We start from the raw sequence: 16,505 nt of genomic DNA, 5'->3' as shown, positions 1-16,505 counted from the left end.
TCTCCTTCTTCATGACACGCGTCGGAATCATCGGAGCAGGACACATCGGATCGGCCCTCGCGAAGGGCCTCGTCGACCGCGGATACGAGGTGGCGATCGCCAACTCCCGCGGGCCCGAGACGCTGGCAGGCCTCGTGGCGGAGCTCGGCCCGAAGGCGCATGCCGCCACGGCAGCGGATGCGGCCGCCTTCGGCGAGTGGGCCGTCGTCACCGTGCCGCTGAAGGCCATCGACCAGCTGCCGGTCGCGGAGCTCGCGGGCAAGATCGTCGTCGACACGAACAACTACTACTGGGAGCGGGACGGCCGCATCCAGGCGCTCGAGGACAAGCGGACCACGACCAGCGAGATGCTGCAGGAGCGGCTGCCCGCATCCACCGTGGTGAAGGGCTTCAACCACATCATGGCCGCCCAGATCAACACCGACGGCACCCCCGCCGGAACTGAGAACCGCCGAGCGCTGGCGACGGCGGCCGACACGGACGAGGGTCTCGCCTTCATCACCGCCCTCTACGACGAGTTCGGCTACGACACGGTCTCGACCGGTCCGCTGGCCGAGAGCTGGCGCGTCGAGCGGGACCAGCCCGCCTACGTCGTGCGCCAGAACGCCGAGGAGTTGCGCGCCAACCTGGCCCGCGCCACGCGCTGACCCGCAGCCCCCTACCGCGAGACTGTCCCCACGCCCTCTCCACGCCCGCGACGCGGACGCGGAGCCTCGGGGCGCGTGGGCCCATTTCCATGACGAGATCACTGGATTTACCCGTGATCTCGTGCGAAAGATGCAGTCTCGCGGTCTAGGGGGCGGGTGACGAGGAAGAAGCGGTGAGGCGGCGGGATGCGGCGCGCACCGGGATGAGCATCGCGAGGCCGATGGCCAGCACCAGCACGATGCCGAGGATCCCCCAGTACTGCTCGCCGCCGATGACCACGAACAGTCCGAACGCGCTGGGTGCCAGGAACACCGCGGCGCGGCCGGTCGTGGCGTAGAGGCCGAAGACCTCACCCTCGCGCCCGGGCGGGATGAGCCGGGCGAGGAAGGTGCGGGATGCGGACTGCGCCGGCCCGACGAACAGGCACAGGATCAGGCCGAACACCCAGAACATGCCCGCGCCGCCGGCGTGGAAGATGAAGATGCACGAGCCGCTGACGATGAGTCCGATGAGCGCGACCAGGATCAGCGGCTTCGGGCCGAAGCGGTCGTCGAGGGGGCCGGAGGCGATCGTCGCGAGGCCGGCGACGACGTTCGCCGCGATGGCGAAGATGATGACCTCGCCGGGGCTGAAGCCGAAGGTGCCCGCCGCCAGCACGCCGCCGTAGGTGAAGACGCCCGTCAGGCCGTCGCGGAACACCGCGCTGGAGAACAGGAAGTACACCGTGTGGCGGCTCTCCCGCCACAGCTTCGCGATGTTGCGGAAGAGCAGCCCGTACGACGCGAACACGCCCACCCGCTCTGTCTCGATCGGACGCAGGACCCTGTTCTCGGGCACGGCGATCAACACCGGGATCGCGGACAGCCCGAACCACACCGCGGCGACGATCATCGACACGCGCACGGCCCAGCCGTTCTCGCTCGTCACGCCGAATAGCCCGACGTCGGGGCTGATGAAGCCGAAGTAGACGATGAGCAGCAGCACGATGCCGCCGAGGTAGCCCATACCCCAGCCGAAGCCCGACACCTTGCCGACGGTCTTCGGCGTCGACACCTGCGCGAGCATCGCGTTGTAGTTGACGGATGCGAGCTCGAAGAACACCGTGCCGATCGCGAGCAGCGCGAGGCCGAGCCAGAGAAACGCCGGGTCGGGGGCGACGAGCGACATGAGAGCGAGCATCAGCACGACCACGGCCGTGTTGATGGCGAGCCAGCGCTTGCGGTGCGCCGACACGTCCGAGCGCTGACCGGTGACCGGGGCCGTGAGCAGCACGACGATGCCGGCCGCGGCGAGGGCGAACGACATGGCCGCCGAGGTCTCGGCCGTGCTCCCGAACGAGCTGCTGGTCAGGTACACCGTGAACACGAAGGTTGTGGCGACCGCGTTGAACGCCGCCGATCCCCAGTCCCACAGGCCCCACGCGATCACCGGCCCGCGGCGGGTGCGTTCGGGGGCGGGGGTGCCGGCGACGGATGCCGCCGCAGCTTCCGCGGGGGCCGGGACAGGCGAGTCGGACATGTCGGGCACGGTAGGACCTCTCGGTGAACAGCCGGTGCCGCGGACGCGCCGGCCCGCGTCGTCGCGGTGCGCTCAGCGTAGCCGCTGCCACCCGCATCCCCGACGAACAAAGTTGAGCGCATTCATATCAAGTTCACTTGACGCTCAGGATCGATGTGTCTATCCTTGAGTCATCGCGGCTCAACCTGAGCCCGCGAGCAGATTTCACACACATCGGGCCGTCGCATCCGCGGAGGCCCTTGCAAAGGGAGAGGGAAACACATGCCCCGTGCAGTAGGTATCGACCTCGGTACGACGAACTCCGTCGTCAGCGTCCTCGAGGGCGGCGAGCCGAAGGTCATCGCGAACGCGGAGGGCTTCCGCACCACCCCGTCCGTCGTCGCCTTCACCAAGGACGGCGAGGTTCTGGTGGGTGAGACCGCCAAGCGTCAGGCCGTCACCAACGTCGACCGCACGCTCACCTCGGTCAAGCGCCACATGGGCACAGACTGGAAGACGCAGGCGATCGACGGCAAGCAGTACACGCCGCAGGAGATCTCGGCCCGCATCCTCCAGAAGCTCAAGCGCGACGCCGAGCAGTACCTCGGTGACAGCGTGACGGATGCGGTCATCACCGTTCCGGCGTACTTCAACGACGCCGAGCGCCAGGCCACCAAGGAGGCCGGCGAGATCGCGGGCCTGAACGTCCTGCGCATCATCAACGAGCCCACCGCTGCGGCTCTGGCCTACGGCCTCGACCGCGGCAAGGAGGACGAGCTCATCCTCGTCTTCGACCTCGGTGGCGGAACCTTCGACGTCTCGCTGCTCGAGGTGGGCAAGGACGACGACTTCTCCACCATCCAGGTGCGCTCCACCGCCGGTGACAACCGCCTCGGTGGCGACGACTGGGACCAGCGCGTCGTCGACTACCTCATCAAGCAGTTCAAGGACACGACCGGCGTCGACGTCTCCGGCGACAAGATCGCGCTGCAGCGCCTCAAGGAGGCCGCGGAGCAGGCGAAGAAGGAGCTGTCGAGCTCGACCTCGACCTCGATCAACCTCCCCTACCTGTCGCTGACCGACTCGGGCCCCGTGTCGCTGAGCGAGACCCTCTCGCGTGCCAAGTTCGAGGACCTCACCAAGGACCTCCTCGACCGCACGAAGAAGCCCTTCGACGACGTCATCCGCGAGGCCGGCATCAAGGTCGACGACATCGACCACGTCGTGCTGGTCGGTGGTTCGACCCGCATGCCGCAGGTGACCGAGCTCGTCAAGAAGCTCACCGGCGGCAAGGAGCCCAACAAGGGCGTCAACCCGGACGAGGTCGTCGCCGTCGGTGCCGCCCTGCAGGCCGGTGTGCTGAAGGGTGAGCGCAAGGACGTGCTGCTCATCGATGTCACCCCCCTGAGCCTCGGTATCGAGACCAAGGGCGGCATCATGACCAAGCTCATCGAGCGCAACACGGCCATCCCGACCAAGCGCAGCGAGACCTTCACGACCGCCGACGACAACCAGCCGTCGGTCGCCATCCAGGTCTTCCAGGGCGAGCGCGAGTTCACCCGCGACAACAAGCCGCTCGGCACGTTCGAGCTGACCGGCATCGCCCCGGCCCCCCGCGGCATCCCGCAGGTCGAGGTCACCTTCGACATCGACGCGAACGGCATCGTCCACGTCTCGGCGAAGGACAAGGGCACCGGCAAGGAGCAGTCGATGACCATCACGGGCGGCTCGTCGCTTCCCAAGGAGGACATCGAGCGCATGGTGCGCGAGGCCGAGGAGCACGCCGCGGAGGACAAGAAGCGGCGCGAGTCGGCTGAGACCCGCAACCAGGCCGAGACCCTCTCGTACTCCGTCGACAAGCTGATCTCCGAGAACGCCGACAAGCTGCCCGCCGAGGTCAAGGACTCCGTGCAGGCCGACGTCGACGCGCTGAAGGCAGCGCTCGCCGGTGAGGACGACGACGCGGTCAAGACCGCGTTCGACAAGCTCAACCAGAGCCAGAGCCAGCTGGGCGAGGCCCTGTACCAGGCCGCTCAGGCCGAGGGTCAGCCCGCCGACCCGTCCGCCACCGACCCGGGCAGCGGCACCACGCCGAACCCCGAGGAGGACGTCATCGACGCCGAGGTCGTCGACGACGAGGACGAGAAGAAGTAAGAGATACGACCATGACGGACAAGAACTTCGAACAGCCGGACGACGGCGACGAGGTTCGGCCCGGCGAGGAGGGGTCGGAGGCGCACGCCTCCGACCCCGCTTCGCAGGAGCCGGAGCTGACGGTCGACGACATCCTGGGTGCCGAGCAGAACGCGGATGCGGCTGCGGAGGACCCCGACCTGCTGGGAGACCTCAAGCGCCTGCAGGCCGAGTACGCCAACTACCGGCGTCGCACCGAGGAGCAGCGGGAGGTGGAGATCGAGCGCGCGAAGGGCTCGGTCGCCAAGAACCTGCTGCCCGTGCTCGACGACCTCGACCGTGCCGCCAAGCACGGCGACCTCGCCGATGGCACCCCGTTCGCGGCGATCGCCGAGAAGCTGCGCGGCGTTGCCGAGCGCATGGGCCTGGTCACCTACGGTGCGGCCGGCGATGCGTTCGACCCCCAGCAGCACGAGGCGATCTTCCAACAGCCGACACCCGGCCAGACCGAGGCGACGATCCTCGAGGTGGTCGAGGTCGGTTACCGACTCGGCTCCGTCGAGCTGCGCCCCGCGAAGGTCGTGGTCGCCGTGCCGGCGGACTAGGAGGAGAACGTGGCCAGTCAAGACTGGTTCGACAAGGACTTCTACGCGGTGCTCGGCGTCGCGAAGGACGTCTCCGACGCCGATCTGAAGAAGACGTACCGCAAGCTCGCCCGCCAGTACCATCCGGATTCGAACCCCGGGGATGCGGCGGCCGAGGCGCGCTTCAAGGAGATCAGCGAGGCGTACTCGGTGCTCAGCGACAAGGAGCAGCGTGAGGAGTACGACCAGATGCGCGCCATGGGCTCCGGCGCCCGCTTCACCGCGGGCGGCGCGGGCGCGGGCGGCTTCGAGGACGTGTTCTCGCGCTTCGGCCAGGGCCGTGGCGGCAGCCAGTTCGACTCGGGCGGCTTCGAGGACTTCTTCACGATGTTCGACCGCGGCGGCGGGGGCACGTTCGGATCCGGCCGCTTCGGTCAGACGTCGGGCGGCTACCGCGGCTTCGGCGGCCCCACCAAGGGTGCCGACGTCACCGCGCGGACGACGCTCGACTTCGCCACGGCCGTGGGCGGCGAGACCATCACGCTCCAGGGCGAGGACGGCAAGCCGTTCAAGGTGAAGATCCCCGCCGGTGTCGCCGACGGGCAGAAGATCCGACTCCGCGGCCGCGGACGTCCCTCACCCGACGGCGGCGAGGCCGGCGACATCGTCGTGCAGGTCTCGGTGCGGCCGCATCCGGTCTTCACGCGCGACGGGCTCAACCTGCGCCTGACCGTGCCGATCACCTTCACCGAGGCCGTGCTCGGCGCGACGATCGAGGTCCCCACCCTGGGTGGCGACCCGGTGCGCCTGCGGGTGGCTCCGGGCACGCCGTCGGGCCGGGTCCTGCGGGTCAAGGGACGCGGTGTGCATACCCAGAAGGGCACGGGCGATCTGCTCGCCGAGGTGCAGGTGGCGGTTCCCGCCCACCTCGACGATGCGGCCAAGGAGGCGCTCGAACGCTTCCAGGAGCTGGAGCCCAAGGAGAACCCGCGCGCCGAGCTGATGGCCAAGGCGCGCAACTGACGAATGATCCGCGGGTGCCGCATCCGAATCCGGATGCGGCACCCGCGGACGACGAGACGATCGGGGCAAGGAGGTGAGCGGGATGGACGAGAACGAGATCGACGACGAGGCGCCGGTGTTCGCGATCGCGACGGCCGCGGAACTCGCCGGTATGCACCCGCAGACCCTGCGGCAGTACGACCGGCTGGGACTGGTCGTACCCGGACGCACGAAGGGCGGATCGCGCCGGTACTCGGTGCGCCACATCGAACAACTGCGCGAGGTCTCGCGCCTGTCGGCGGACGGCATGAGCCTTCCCGCCATCGCCCGCATCATCGAGCTCGAGAACCGCGTGCGGGAGCTTCACGGCCGGGTACGCGACCTCGAGAACGCGATGCGCGCCGAGCTCGAGCGGCGGCCCGGAGCGCGCGTGTTCGCCGCCGGCCCCTCAGGCTCCGTGGTCCCGCTGCGCTCGGGCACGCGTGTGCGTCGCTCCACCGAGATCGTGGTGTGGAGACCCCGGCGCGAGCTGCCGCCCGGGGACTGAGTCCACCGCGCGGCGATTTGACCCGCGGACGAGCACGATGCAACGCTGACTGTTAACCGACGACAGTGAGGTGCTCGTGTCCGATCTCCGCCCCCTTGCGATGGGTGACCAGATAGCCCATCGTCTTCGCGTCGAGATCATCAAGGGGATCATCCCCGCCGACACGCACCTCGCCGAGGACGCCCTCGCCACGCGTTTCGACGTCAGCCGTGGTCCGGTGCGCGATGCCTTGCGCCACCTGGAGGCGGAGGGCCTGGTCGAGGACCGCCGCAAACGGATCTACACCCGCGCCGTCGGCATGACCGACATCGAGGAGCTGTACATGCTGCGCGAGGTGCTGGAGTCCCTCGCCATCCGGCTCGCCATCGCCAACGCCAGCTCCAAGGACTGGGACCGTGTGCAGGCGATCGTCGACGACATGGCGGCGGCCGCCGAGAGCGACGACGGCGAGCGCTTCGCGGATGCGGACATGCAGTTCCACACGAGCTTCTACGTCAACGCGCGCAACCGTCGGCTGATGGAGGCGTGGCGCCCGTACCAGCGCATCTTCGCCATCCTGTTCGAGCTCAGCGACACGAGCGACATCGCCTCGGCAACCGCCGATCATCAGGGCTTTCTCGATGTGATCCGCACCGGTGATGCCGACGCCGCCGTCAAGCGGCTGCACCTTCACCTCACCCTCGCCAAGGGTCACGTGCGCGACGCCCTGCGCAGCCTGCCCGACGCCGCTCACTGACGCCTCCGCCGTCGATACCCGCCTGGCGGGTATTTGACACGGCCCTCACACTGTCCTATGTTGACTGTTAACAGAAAACAGATCGTTCAACGGTGACCGGTCGCTCCGCCTGGAGCAGCCCAGACCCGTTTCGAGGAGGGGCTCCCAGATGGCAGGACACGATTCGACCGCACCGGTGGGTGCAGGTCGCACCGTCATCGTCGGGCCGGTCCGCTACCCGGCCCTCTGCGCCTCCGGCCGTGCACTGCTTCTCGAGCACGGCTTCACGCTCGTCGAGAACGAGTCCACCGTGCCGTGGACCGCCGAAGAACTGCACGCACGCATCGCGGATGCGGATGCCGCCGTCGCCGGCGTCGAGGTCTACGACGCCGATGCCCTCGATCGCGCCGGCCGGCTGCAGATCATTTCGCGCCTCGGCGTGGGACTCGACAACATCGACCTCGACGCAGCCCGCGCCCGCGACATCCGCGTCGTGAACGTCCCCGGCGGCAACGCCGCGGCGGTCGCCGAACTGGCGATCGGTTTCATGCTCGCGCTGCTGCGCCGCATCCCCGAGCTTGACGCCGCGACGAAGGACGGTCGGTGGGATCGCTACGTCGGCCGAGAGCTCGCGGGAAAGAGCATCGGCCTCATCGGCTTCGGTGCCATCGCGCAGACCGTCGCCCGCCGCCTCACCGGCTTCGACGTCGACCTCGTGGCCTTCGACCCGTTCGCCGACCGCCAGGCGGCCGAGCGACTGGGCGTGCGCATCGTCGACCGCGTCACGGATGTCGTGCGCGACGTCGACATCGTCTCGGTGCACGCCCCGCACACGCCCGACACCCACCACACGGTCGACGACGAGCTGATCGCCGCGATGCGTCCCGGCACCCTTCTCATCAACACGAGCCGCGGCGGCCTGGTCGACGAGGCGGCGCTGGTGCGCGGACTCGCGTCCGGACGCATCGGCGGGGTAGGACTGGACGTGTTCGAGGTGGAGCCCGTCGCCGCGGACAACCCCCTCTTCTCCTTCCCCAATGTCGTCGTCGCCCCCCACGCGGCCGCCGACAGTGCGGAGGCGTACGAGCGCATCGGCCTCGCCACCGCGCAGGCCATCGTCGACGTCTTCGCGGGCCGCGTTCCGGCCGCCCTCGCTGTCTGACCCGAATCCCACGCACCACCCACCTCCTGAAAGGAACAACGATGTTCACGACACGCAGACCCCGTCGGCTGGTCATCGGTCTCGCCGCCGGCGCCGTCGCGGCCCTGGGCCTCACCGCCTGCGCGGGCGGCACAGGCGACGCGGGCGACTCCGCCGACGTCTCCGAGATCACGGTCGTCGCCGCCAACAGCCCCTGGGTCGAAGGCCTGAAGACCCTCGGCACCCAGTACGAGCAGGAGACCGGCGTCAAGGTCAACATCGAGGCCTACGGCAACGAGCAGCTCAACGACAACTACAAGGTCAAGCTCAACGCGCAGTCCGCCGACTTCGACGTCATGGCTTTCCAGGTGCAGGACGTCATGCGCGAGTTCTCGCGCAACGGCTGGCTCACCGACATGACCGAGCAGGTCGAGAGCGACGCCGACTGGAACTGGGAGGACTTCCAGTCCGCTGCCCGTGACGCGGTGGAGCTCGACGGAGTCGTCTACGGCGTTCCTGTCATGACCGAGCGTCAGATCGTCTACTACCGCACCGACCTGCTCGAGGCCGCGGGCATCCCCGTGCCCAAGACGCTCGACGAGCTGAAGTCGGCAGCCGCCGCGCTCAACGACCCGGACAACGGGATGTACGGAATCGCCATGCGCGGCTCCCGCGTGCCGCTGGTCACCCAGCTGTCGTCGTTCCTCTACAGCTTCGGCGGCGACTTCCAGGACGAGGACGGCAACGCCAGCGTCGACACTCCGGAGGCGAAGAAGGCCTACGAGTTCTACGGCGACCTGCTGCGCGAGTCTGGCCCTCCCGGAGCCACCAACATGGGCTGGGTCGAGGCATCCGCCCTCTTCGCGCAGGGCAAGGCGGCGTTCTACATCGACGCTGACAGCCAGGCGTACACCTTCCTGGACGCCGACAACAGCGCCGTCGTCGACACGGTCGGCTTCGCGCAGTTCCCCGAGGGACCGGCCGGCTCGAAGTTCTACAACATCGTCCCGCAGACCATCGGCATCAACGCCTTCTCCAAGAAGAAGGAGGCCGCATGGGAGTTCATCAAGTGGGTGACCAACGAGGAGAACACCAAGTGGCTGCTGGCCAACGAGACGGTTCCCGGCGCGCGTGAGTCCGCATGGAACGACGCGGAGGCCACCGCATCCTTCCCCGCCGGTCTCGTCGAGATCATCCAGAACGTGGGCGACCACGGCGTCGGCCACGACCGTCCGCAGCTGGAGCAGGTCGCCGCGGCCCGCGAGATCGTCGGCGGTCCCGCCATCACCGCGATCGAGGGGGGCGACGTCGCAGACGCCGCCAAGACCGCGAACACGCAGTTCCAGGAACTGCTCGACTCCGAGAAGTGATCTCAGGCCCCGGGCGGCGAGCGCCACCCGGGGCCACCCCGGACCAAGGAGGCTCCGTGTCCTCGCTCACCGCGCGCAGGTCGACGTTCGGCAACCGCGCACTCAACTGGATCGACGCTCGTCTGAAGTGGATCCTGATCGTCCCGTCGGTGCTGTTCATCGCGCTGCTGATCGCCTTCCCGATCGGCTACACGGTCTTCCTCTCCCTCACCGACTCGGCGGGCGCCGTCACCCGGCCCTTCTCGTTCGTCGGCCTCGACAACTACGTCACCTGGCTCAGCGACACCGACCGCTTCTGGCCGGCCGTCGGTCGCACCGCCTACTTCACGATCCTGGCGCTGGGCATCGAGCTCATCCTGGGCCTCGCGATCGCGCTCCTGCTGCGCAAGACGTTCCGCGGTCAGGGCCTGGTGCGCGTGTTCATCCTGCTTCCGCTCGTGGCCACGCCCGTCGCCGTCGGCATGATGTGGCTGCTGATCTTCGAGCCGTCGATCGGCTTCGCCAACAGCGTCATGCAGTTCCTCGGCCTTCCGCGCCAAGGCTGGCTGAGCGATCCTTCGACCGCGTTGAACACCCTCGTCTTCATCGATGTCTGGCAGTGGACGCCGATGGTCATCCTGATCCTCCTCGCCGGCCTGTCGACCCTCCCGGAGGAGCCCGACGAGGCGGCGCGGGTGGATGGCGCCAACGCCTGGCAGCGCTTCCGTCACATCACCCTGCCGCTGCTCGCCCCCGTGATCGGCGCGGCCGCCATCCTCCGCTCCATCGATGCGATGAAGACCTTCGACATCATCTACGCCACGAAGGGCATCGGAGGCGGCTCGAGCCATGAGGCCGAGACGCTCAACATCCTCGCGTACGGCCAGGCGTTCCAGTTCTCGCAGTACGGCAAGGCATCGGCGCTGCTGATCCTCTTCTTCCTGCTGATCGTGGTGGTGCTGCTGGCCCTCGCGATCCTTCGCAAGAAAGGAACCCGGGTATGAGTGAGACCCGCGCCCTCGTCCAGCCCGTCGGCCGTCGCGGCCGTCGCGCTGCCGCCCCCAAGCGTCGCCCGCGTCGCCCGATCGACATCGCCGGGCAGACCGCGCGCGTCGTCGGCATCGTCCTCGTCGTGCTCGCCTTCCTCGTGCCGCTCGTGTGGATGCTGCTGGCCAGCTTCAAGCGCAACCTCGACGTCGTGAACCCCGACAAGATGTTCGCGTTCGAGCCGACGCTCAAGAACTACGAGACCGTCTTCACGGTGCAGAACTTCCTGCCGGTCATCGGCAACAGCCTGCTCGTCGGCGTCGGGGCCACCCTGCTCGCGCTCGTGATCGGGGTACCGGCGGCCTACGGCATCGCCCGGTACAAGGTGCGCAGCACGACCGGCTTCCTGCTGATGGCGCGCGTGATCCCCGGTGTCAGCCTGCTGATCCCGTGGTACTTCCTCTTCTCGCAGGTGCAGCTCGTCGGCAGCTACACGGTGCTGATCCTCACGCACCTGTTCGTGACGATGCCGCTCGTGGTGGCCATCATGTCGAGCTTCTTCGACGGCATCCCGACCGAGCTGGAGGAGGCCGCGCAGATCGACGGCTCGAGCAAGATCGGCGCCTTCGTCCGTGTCGTGCTCCCTCTGTCGCTGCCCGGCATCGCGACGGCGTCGATCCTGTCGTTCATCTTCAGCTGGAACAACTTCCTGTTCGCTCTGGTGCTGTCCAGTCAGTCCACCCGCACGCTGCCCGTCGCGATCGTGAACTTCACGAGCTACGCGTCGGTCGACTGGGGCGGGCTGATGGCCGCCGCGGTGGTCATCACGGTACCGGTCATGATCGTCGCGCTGTTCGCGCAGCGCTACGTCGTCAGCGGTCTGACCGCCGGCGCGACCAAGGGCTGAGATGGGCCAGGCAACACGCACCGCCTGGGTCGTCGGCGGCGGGACCGGCATCGGCCGCGCCGCGGCCCAGGCACTCGCCCGCGACGGTTTCCACGTCGTGGTGTCGGGCCGCCGGGCGGCGGAACTGGACGCGACCCTCGACGCGGTCCATCAGCGCGGCGGTGCCGCATCCGCCCTCGTGCTCGACGTCACCGACGACGACGCCGTCCAGGAGGCGGCCACTCGTCTGGCCGAGACCCACGGCCACATCGACGCCCTCGTCTACTGCGCGGGCACGAACGTCGCCGGTCGGTTCTGGGACCGGGTGTCGGCGACCGACATCGCGCACGTCATGGACGTGAACCTCCAGGGCGCGGTGCGCACGGTCCACGCGGTGCTGCCCGGGATGCGGTCGGCCGGCGCGGGACTCGTCGTGCTCGTCTCCTCCTGGGCCGCGTGGCGCCACTCGCCCGGCGCGGGCGCCGCCTACGCCATGAGCAAGACCTCGCTCGGCGTGATGGCGGAGACGCTCAATGCGCAGGAGCGGCTGCACGGCATCCGTGCCACGCATCTGTGTCCCGGCGAGGTGGCCACCGACATCCTCGACACCCGGCCGAATCCGCCCTCCGCCGAGGCGCGCGCCCTCATGCTCGCGCCCGATGACGTGGGCGAGACCGTCGCCTGGATCGCCCGCCAGCCCGCGCGCGTCTGCGTGAACGAGCTGGTCCTGACCCCCACCGCCAACACCTCCTACGCGTGAGCGGCTCGCTCCGCATCCTCTCGAAAGGCATCGATATGACCCGTCGCGACATCGTGACCGCCATCCCCACCAGCTTCCACGCCGACGGCTCGCTGGATCTCGACGGCAGCCGCTCGATCTTCCGGTACGTCGGCGAGTCCGGCAATGAAGGCGCCTTCGTGCTGGGTACCACGGGTGAGTTCCCCGCGGTCGACGACGGCGAGTTCGCGCAGCTCATCCGCGCCGCGGTCGCGGAGCTCGGGGGTCGCATGCGTGTCATCGCCCACGTCGGCCAGCCGAGCGCCTACGAGGCCGTGGGGCGCGTGAAGATCGCGAAGGATGCGGGCGTCACCGAGTTCGCGGCGCTCACGCCCTACTACCTGCCCGCTGCCGAGTCGGCGGTCTACGACTACTTCGTGCAGGTCGCGGAGGCGGTCGGCGACGGTGCCCTCTACGTCTACATCTATCCGCGACGCAGCGGCATCACCGTGAGCCCCGAGCTGCTGGCGCGCCTCGCCGAGCTTCCTGCCGTGGTGGGGGCCAAGGTCAGCGAGCTCAGCCTCGACGAGCTCGCCGCGTACCGCGCGGCCGTTCCGGACGACTTCATCCTCTACACCGGTGCCGACAAGGACCTCGTGGCCGCCGGTCAGGTCGGCGCGCAGGGCGTCGTCTCCGGCGTCTCCTCCGTGCTGCCGAAGCCGTTCCGGGCGCTCGCCGCCGCGGCGGACACGGGCGACGCCGAGAAGATCGCGGATGCGCAGGCGGCCGTCGACGACATCGTCGCGGTCATCGGCGGCGACATGGCCCGGATGAAGGCGGCCTACCGGTCGATGGGCGTCGCCGACGGCACCTGCCGCATGGCTCTCGTGCAGCCCGACGAGGCGGCGCTCGCCGAGATCGAGCGCGTCATCGCGACGTACCGCTGAGCCCGCCGTGGCTTCGTCGATCGCCGTGCTCGGCAGCGCCAACATGGACCTCGTCGTCCGGGTCGCATCCGCGGTGCGTCCGGGGGAGACCGTCAGCGGGTCCTCGTTCGCGACGGGGCCGGGCGGCAAGGGGCTGAACCAGGCCGTCGCCGCCGCGCGTGCCGGGGCGAGCGTCCGCTTCCTCGGCGCGGTCGGCGCGGACGAGTTCGGCGGACGCCTGCGCGGCTTCCTTCTCGCGCAGGGGATCGACGCAGCGGGACTCACGGCGAGCGCGGAGCCCACGGGGATCGCGGCCATCACGGTCACCGACGACGGCGAGAACGCCATCGTCGTCGTCGCGGGGGCGAACGCGGACGACCGGTTGTCCGACTCCGACCGTGCCACGATCGCCGGCGCCGGCTATCTCGTCGTCCAGCTGGAGCGGCCGGTCGCGCTGGTGACCGAGGCCATGCGCTGGGCGCGCGGACAGGGCGTGACGACCGTGCTGACACCGGCGCCCGTGCCCGATTCCCACGTCGACGAGCTGGTCTCGCTGAGCGACATCCTGCTGGTCAACGAACACGAGGCCGCCGCGTTGAGCGGCGATGCGGATGCGGCGGGCGCCGCGCGCATGCTCAGCCGTGCCGCCGGGACGGTCGTCGTGACCCTCGGTGCCGCGGGTGCGCTCGTCGCGCAGGGCGGCGAGGTCACGGCCACCGTGGCCGCGCGTCCTGTCTCCGCCGTCGACACCACCGGCGCAGGCGACACCTTCGCCGGCGTGCTGATCGCCTGGCTCGCCGCCGGCACCACGCTCCACTCCTCACTCGAGGCCGCGGCCGCCGCAGCCGCTCTCACCGTCACCCGTCCGGGGGCCGCGGCGTCGATGCCGCACCGCGCCGACATCCTCACCGCTCTGCAAGGAGATCGATCATGACCTACACCCTCCCCACCGCACCCGCCGCTCTCGTGGCGCCGGCGCGCACCGCGTACCTGATCTCGTCGGGCGACCTCCGCGAGTCGGCGAACGTCGCCGGCTGGCCCGCGCAGGTCGAGCTGGAGGCCGCCGTGACCCGCGTGCTCGGCGACCTCGGCTGGAGCGTGGTCAGGGCGAACGATGTCGACCCCGCGACCGGCCACGGCTTCATCTCGAGCCAGCGCATGGGCATGGAGGTGTTCAAGAGCATCCCCGCCGAGGCTCCGCTCATCGTCGCCGAAGCGGTGTGGCAGTACTCGCACCACGTGCTCGCCGGGTTGCGTACCCACCGCGGGCCGATCCTCACGGTCGCGAACTTCGCCGGCGAGTGGCCGGGCCTCGTGGGGCTGCTGGGGCTGAATGCGGGCCTCACGAAGATGGGGACGCCCTACGCCACGATCTGGTCGGTCGACTTCGCGGACGACTGGTTCCGCCAGGGGCTGCTCGAGTGGACGCGCACCGGCCGCATCACCCACGACGACTCCCACGTGCGGCCGCTTCCGCTGCTGCCCGAGAGTCCGGAGCGGGAGCTCGGCGAGGCGATCGGGCGGCAACTGCGCGAGGAGAAGGCCATCATCGGCGTCTTCGACGAGGGCTGCATGGGCATGTACAACGCGATCTTCGACGACGAGCTGCTCAACCCGACCGGCATCTACAAGGAGCGTCTGTCGCAGTCCGCGCTCTACGCCGAGATGCTCGCGGTCACGGATGCGGATGCCGACGCCGCGTTCGACTGGCTGGTCGAGCGGGGGATGACGTTCCGCTTCGGCGAGGACCCGGCCACCGAGCTCACCCGCGAACAGGTTCAGTGGCAGCTGAAGATGTACATCGCCGCCCTGCGCATCGCGGACGACTTCGGACTGGATGCGGTCGGCATCCAGTACCAGCAGGGCCTCAAGGATCTCGTTCCCGCATCCGATCTCGCCGAGGGCATCCTCAACACGAGCGAGCGCCCGCCGGTGTTCTCTCGCGACGGACGCCGCGAACTGCACGCGGGGCGGGCGTTGCCGCACTTCAACGAGGCCGACGAGGGCGTCGCGGTCGACGCGCTCGTGACCGACCGCGTGTGGCGCGCGATGGGGCTCGTGCCCGACAACACGCTGCACGATGTGCGGTGGGGCGAGGAGTTCGACGGCGAGTTCGTGTGGGTCTACGAGATCTCGGGATCCGTTCCCGCATCCCACCTCGGCGGCTGGGACAAGGCCGAGGGCTGGCGGCAGGGACACGTCTTCTTCCCCGCGGGCGGCGCGACGATCAACGGCGTGAGCAAGCCGGGCGAGCTCGTCGTCTCGCGCGTGTTCATCGCCGAGGGCGTGCTGCAGGCCGACATCTTCCGGGCGAGCGCGGTGGAGCTGCCCGAGCAGGAGACCCGCCGGCGCAAGGAGGCGACGAACCCGGAGTGGCCGATCGCCCACGTCGTGCTGCACGGCATCGGCCGCGACCAGTTCATGGCCCGGCACAAGGCGAACCACGCGCAGGTCGTCTACGCGCCGGACGCCGAGACGGCCGACCGTGCGCTCATCGCGAAGGCCGCGGCCTTCGACGCCATGGGCATCCGGGTCAACCTGGTCGGCGACGTCGCCGTGTGAGGCGGGCGGGTGCGCTCTAGAGTGCAGGTGTGCACGGGGATGGGCAGCAGCGCAGCGCGGGGGTGAACCCGCGCGGTGAGACCGCGGCCACGGCGCGGTGGGAGCGGATGACGTACTGGCCGCTGACGATCGCGGCGCTCGTGTTCATCCTGACCCAGACGGTGCACGTCATCGCCGACGTGTCGGGGGTCGCCGCGATCATCACCTCGTCGATCCTCACGATCACCTGGGTGATGTTCATCGGCGACTACCTCGTGCGTCTGGCGATGTCGCGTCCGAAGTGGCGGTGGTTCCGCACACACCTGTTCGATCTCGCCGTAGCGCTCCTGCCGATCCTGCGGCCGATCCGTCTGCTCGGGGCGCTCACGCGCATTCCTTCGTTCACCCGCACCGCGGCAAGCTCCCTGCGGGCCAGGATGCTCGTGTACGGCATCGCGGCAGCGCTGTTGCTGATCTGGACCGCGGCCCTCGCCGTGCTCAACGTCGAACGTCACGCGGCGGGCAGCAACATCCGGAGTTTCGGGGATGCGGTGTGGTGGGCGTTCTGCACCGTGACGACCGTGGGCTACGGCGACTTCACCCCCGTCACCGTGCCGGGCCGCGTCATCGCGGTGGCGCTCATGGTGGGCGGCGTCGTGCTCGTGGGACTCATCGTCGCGACCTTCTCGTCGTGGGTCATGGAGCGCGTCACCCGCGGCCATCAGGAGCAGCTGCCCGCCACCCGCGCCGACGTCGCGCGGCTCGAGCAGGAACTCGCGGCGGCGCGCGCGGCGCTCGCCGCGGCGGAGAAGCCCACGCCCTGAGCGAAAT

General features: G+C 69.3%; 16 protein-coding genes. 15 read left to right on the top strand and 1 reads right to left on the bottom strand.

All coding sequences use genetic code 11. The features are described from left to right. The first annotated feature begins 11 nt into the window (after window positions 1-11). Window positions 12-647, top strand: coding sequence for an NADPH-dependent F420 reductase (locus LXM64_RS15425; protein WP_234073987.1), 636 nt, complete (start codon window positions 12-14; stop codon window positions 645-647). Window positions 648-792: 145 nt separating this feature from the next. Here LXM64_RS15425 and LXM64_RS15420 read toward each other — a convergent pair whose 3' ends face one another. Continuing rightward, complete coding sequence (locus LXM64_RS15420; RefSeq protein WP_234073986.1) at window positions 793-2,166, bottom strand: MFS transporter; 1,374 nt, start codon at window positions 2,164-2,166, stop codon at window positions 793-795. Window positions 2,167-2,427: 261 nt separating this feature from the next. Between LXM64_RS15420 and dnaK the strand changes: the two genes are divergently transcribed. The 14 genes from dnaK (at window position 2,428) to LXM64_RS15350 (ending at window position 16,498) form a co-directional block, all read left to right on the top strand. After that, the gene (dnaK, locus tag LXM64_RS15415) at window positions 2,428-4,299 is read left to right on the top strand and encodes a molecular chaperone DnaK (RefSeq protein WP_137418618.1); all 1,872 of its coding nucleotides are present in this window, start codon (window positions 2,428-2,430) and stop codon (window positions 4,297-4,299) included. 11 nt (window positions 4,300-4,310) lie between these two features. Next, window positions 4,311-4,883: a nucleotide exchange factor GrpE gene (locus LXM64_RS15410; RefSeq protein ID WP_234073985.1), complete on the top strand. Its 573-nt coding sequence runs from the start codon at window positions 4,311-4,313 to the stop codon at window positions 4,881-4,883. A 9-nt stretch (window positions 4,884-4,892) separates the two neighbouring features. After that, window positions 4,893-5,885: a DnaJ C-terminal domain-containing protein gene (locus LXM64_RS15405; protein WP_234073984.1), complete on the top strand. Its 993-nt coding sequence runs from the start codon at window positions 4,893-4,895 to the stop codon at window positions 5,883-5,885. Window positions 5,886-5,967: 82 nt separating this feature from the next. Beyond that, window positions 5,968-6,411, top strand: coding sequence for a heat shock protein transcriptional repressor HspR (locus tag LXM64_RS15400; protein ID WP_234073983.1), 444 nt, complete (start codon window positions 5,968-5,970; stop codon window positions 6,409-6,411). Window positions 6,412-6,487: 76 nt separating this feature from the next. Then, window positions 6,488-7,147 carry a GntR family transcriptional regulator gene (locus LXM64_RS15395; protein ID WP_234073982.1) on the top strand — a complete coding sequence of 220 codons (660 nt, stop codon included), beginning with the start codon at window positions 6,488-6,490 and terminating at the stop codon, window positions 7,145-7,147. 148 nt (window positions 7,148-7,295) lie between these two features. Next, a complete protein-coding gene (locus LXM64_RS15390) occupies window positions 7,296-8,288 on the top strand; it encodes a phosphoglycerate dehydrogenase (RefSeq protein ID WP_234073981.1) in 993 nt (330 codons plus the stop codon). A 41-nt stretch (window positions 8,289-8,329) separates the two neighbouring features. Beyond that, the gene (locus tag LXM64_RS15385) at window positions 8,330-9,637 is read left to right on the top strand and encodes an ABC transporter substrate-binding protein (RefSeq protein WP_137418628.1); all 1,308 of its coding nucleotides are present in this window, start codon (window positions 8,330-8,332) and stop codon (window positions 9,635-9,637) included. Window positions 9,638-9,693: 56 nt separating this feature from the next. Continuing rightward, window positions 9,694-10,620, top strand: coding sequence for a carbohydrate ABC transporter permease (locus tag LXM64_RS15380; protein WP_234073980.1), 927 nt, complete (start codon window positions 9,694-9,696; stop codon window positions 10,618-10,620). Next, window positions 10,617-11,510 (top strand): carbohydrate ABC transporter permease, encoded by an 894-nt coding sequence (locus LXM64_RS15375; protein ID WP_234073979.1) that lies wholly within the window; start codon window positions 10,617-10,619, stop codon window positions 11,508-11,510. The genes LXM64_RS15380 and LXM64_RS15375 overlap by 4 nt, the downstream gene beginning before the upstream one ends. A gap of 1 nt (window position 11,511) precedes the next feature. Next, window positions 11,512-12,249: an SDR family oxidoreductase gene (locus tag LXM64_RS15370; protein ID WP_234073978.1), complete on the top strand. Its 738-nt coding sequence runs from the start codon at window positions 11,512-11,514 to the stop codon at window positions 12,247-12,249. Between the two features lie 35 nt (window positions 12,250-12,284). Then, a complete protein-coding gene (locus tag LXM64_RS15365; protein ID WP_234073977.1) occupies window positions 12,285-13,154 on the top strand; it encodes a dihydrodipicolinate synthase family protein in 870 nt (289 codons plus the stop codon). A 7-nt stretch (window positions 13,155-13,161) separates the two neighbouring features. Further along, a complete protein-coding gene (locus tag LXM64_RS15360) occupies window positions 13,162-14,067 on the top strand; it encodes a ribokinase (protein WP_234073976.1) in 906 nt (301 codons plus the stop codon). Beyond that, window positions 14,064-15,695: a fucose isomerase gene (locus LXM64_RS15355; RefSeq protein ID WP_234073975.1), complete on the top strand. Its 1,632-nt coding sequence runs from the start codon at window positions 14,064-14,066 to the stop codon at window positions 15,693-15,695. Before LXM64_RS15360 ends, LXM64_RS15355 begins: the two co-directional genes overlap by 4 nt. Window positions 15,696-15,724: 29 nt before the next feature. After that, on the top strand, window positions 15,725-16,498 hold the full coding sequence (locus LXM64_RS15350; RefSeq protein WP_234073974.1) for a potassium channel family protein: 774 nt from the start codon (window positions 15,725-15,727) through the stop codon (window positions 16,496-16,498). Window positions 16,499-16,505 lie beyond the last annotated feature (7 nt).

Source organism: Microbacterium binotii, assembly GCF_021398715.1.
Taxonomy (GTDB): Bacteria; Actinomycetota; Actinomycetes; order Actinomycetales; family Microbacteriaceae; genus Microbacterium; species Microbacterium binotii_A.
This window is presented reverse-complemented; position numbering and strand designations above follow the sequence as displayed.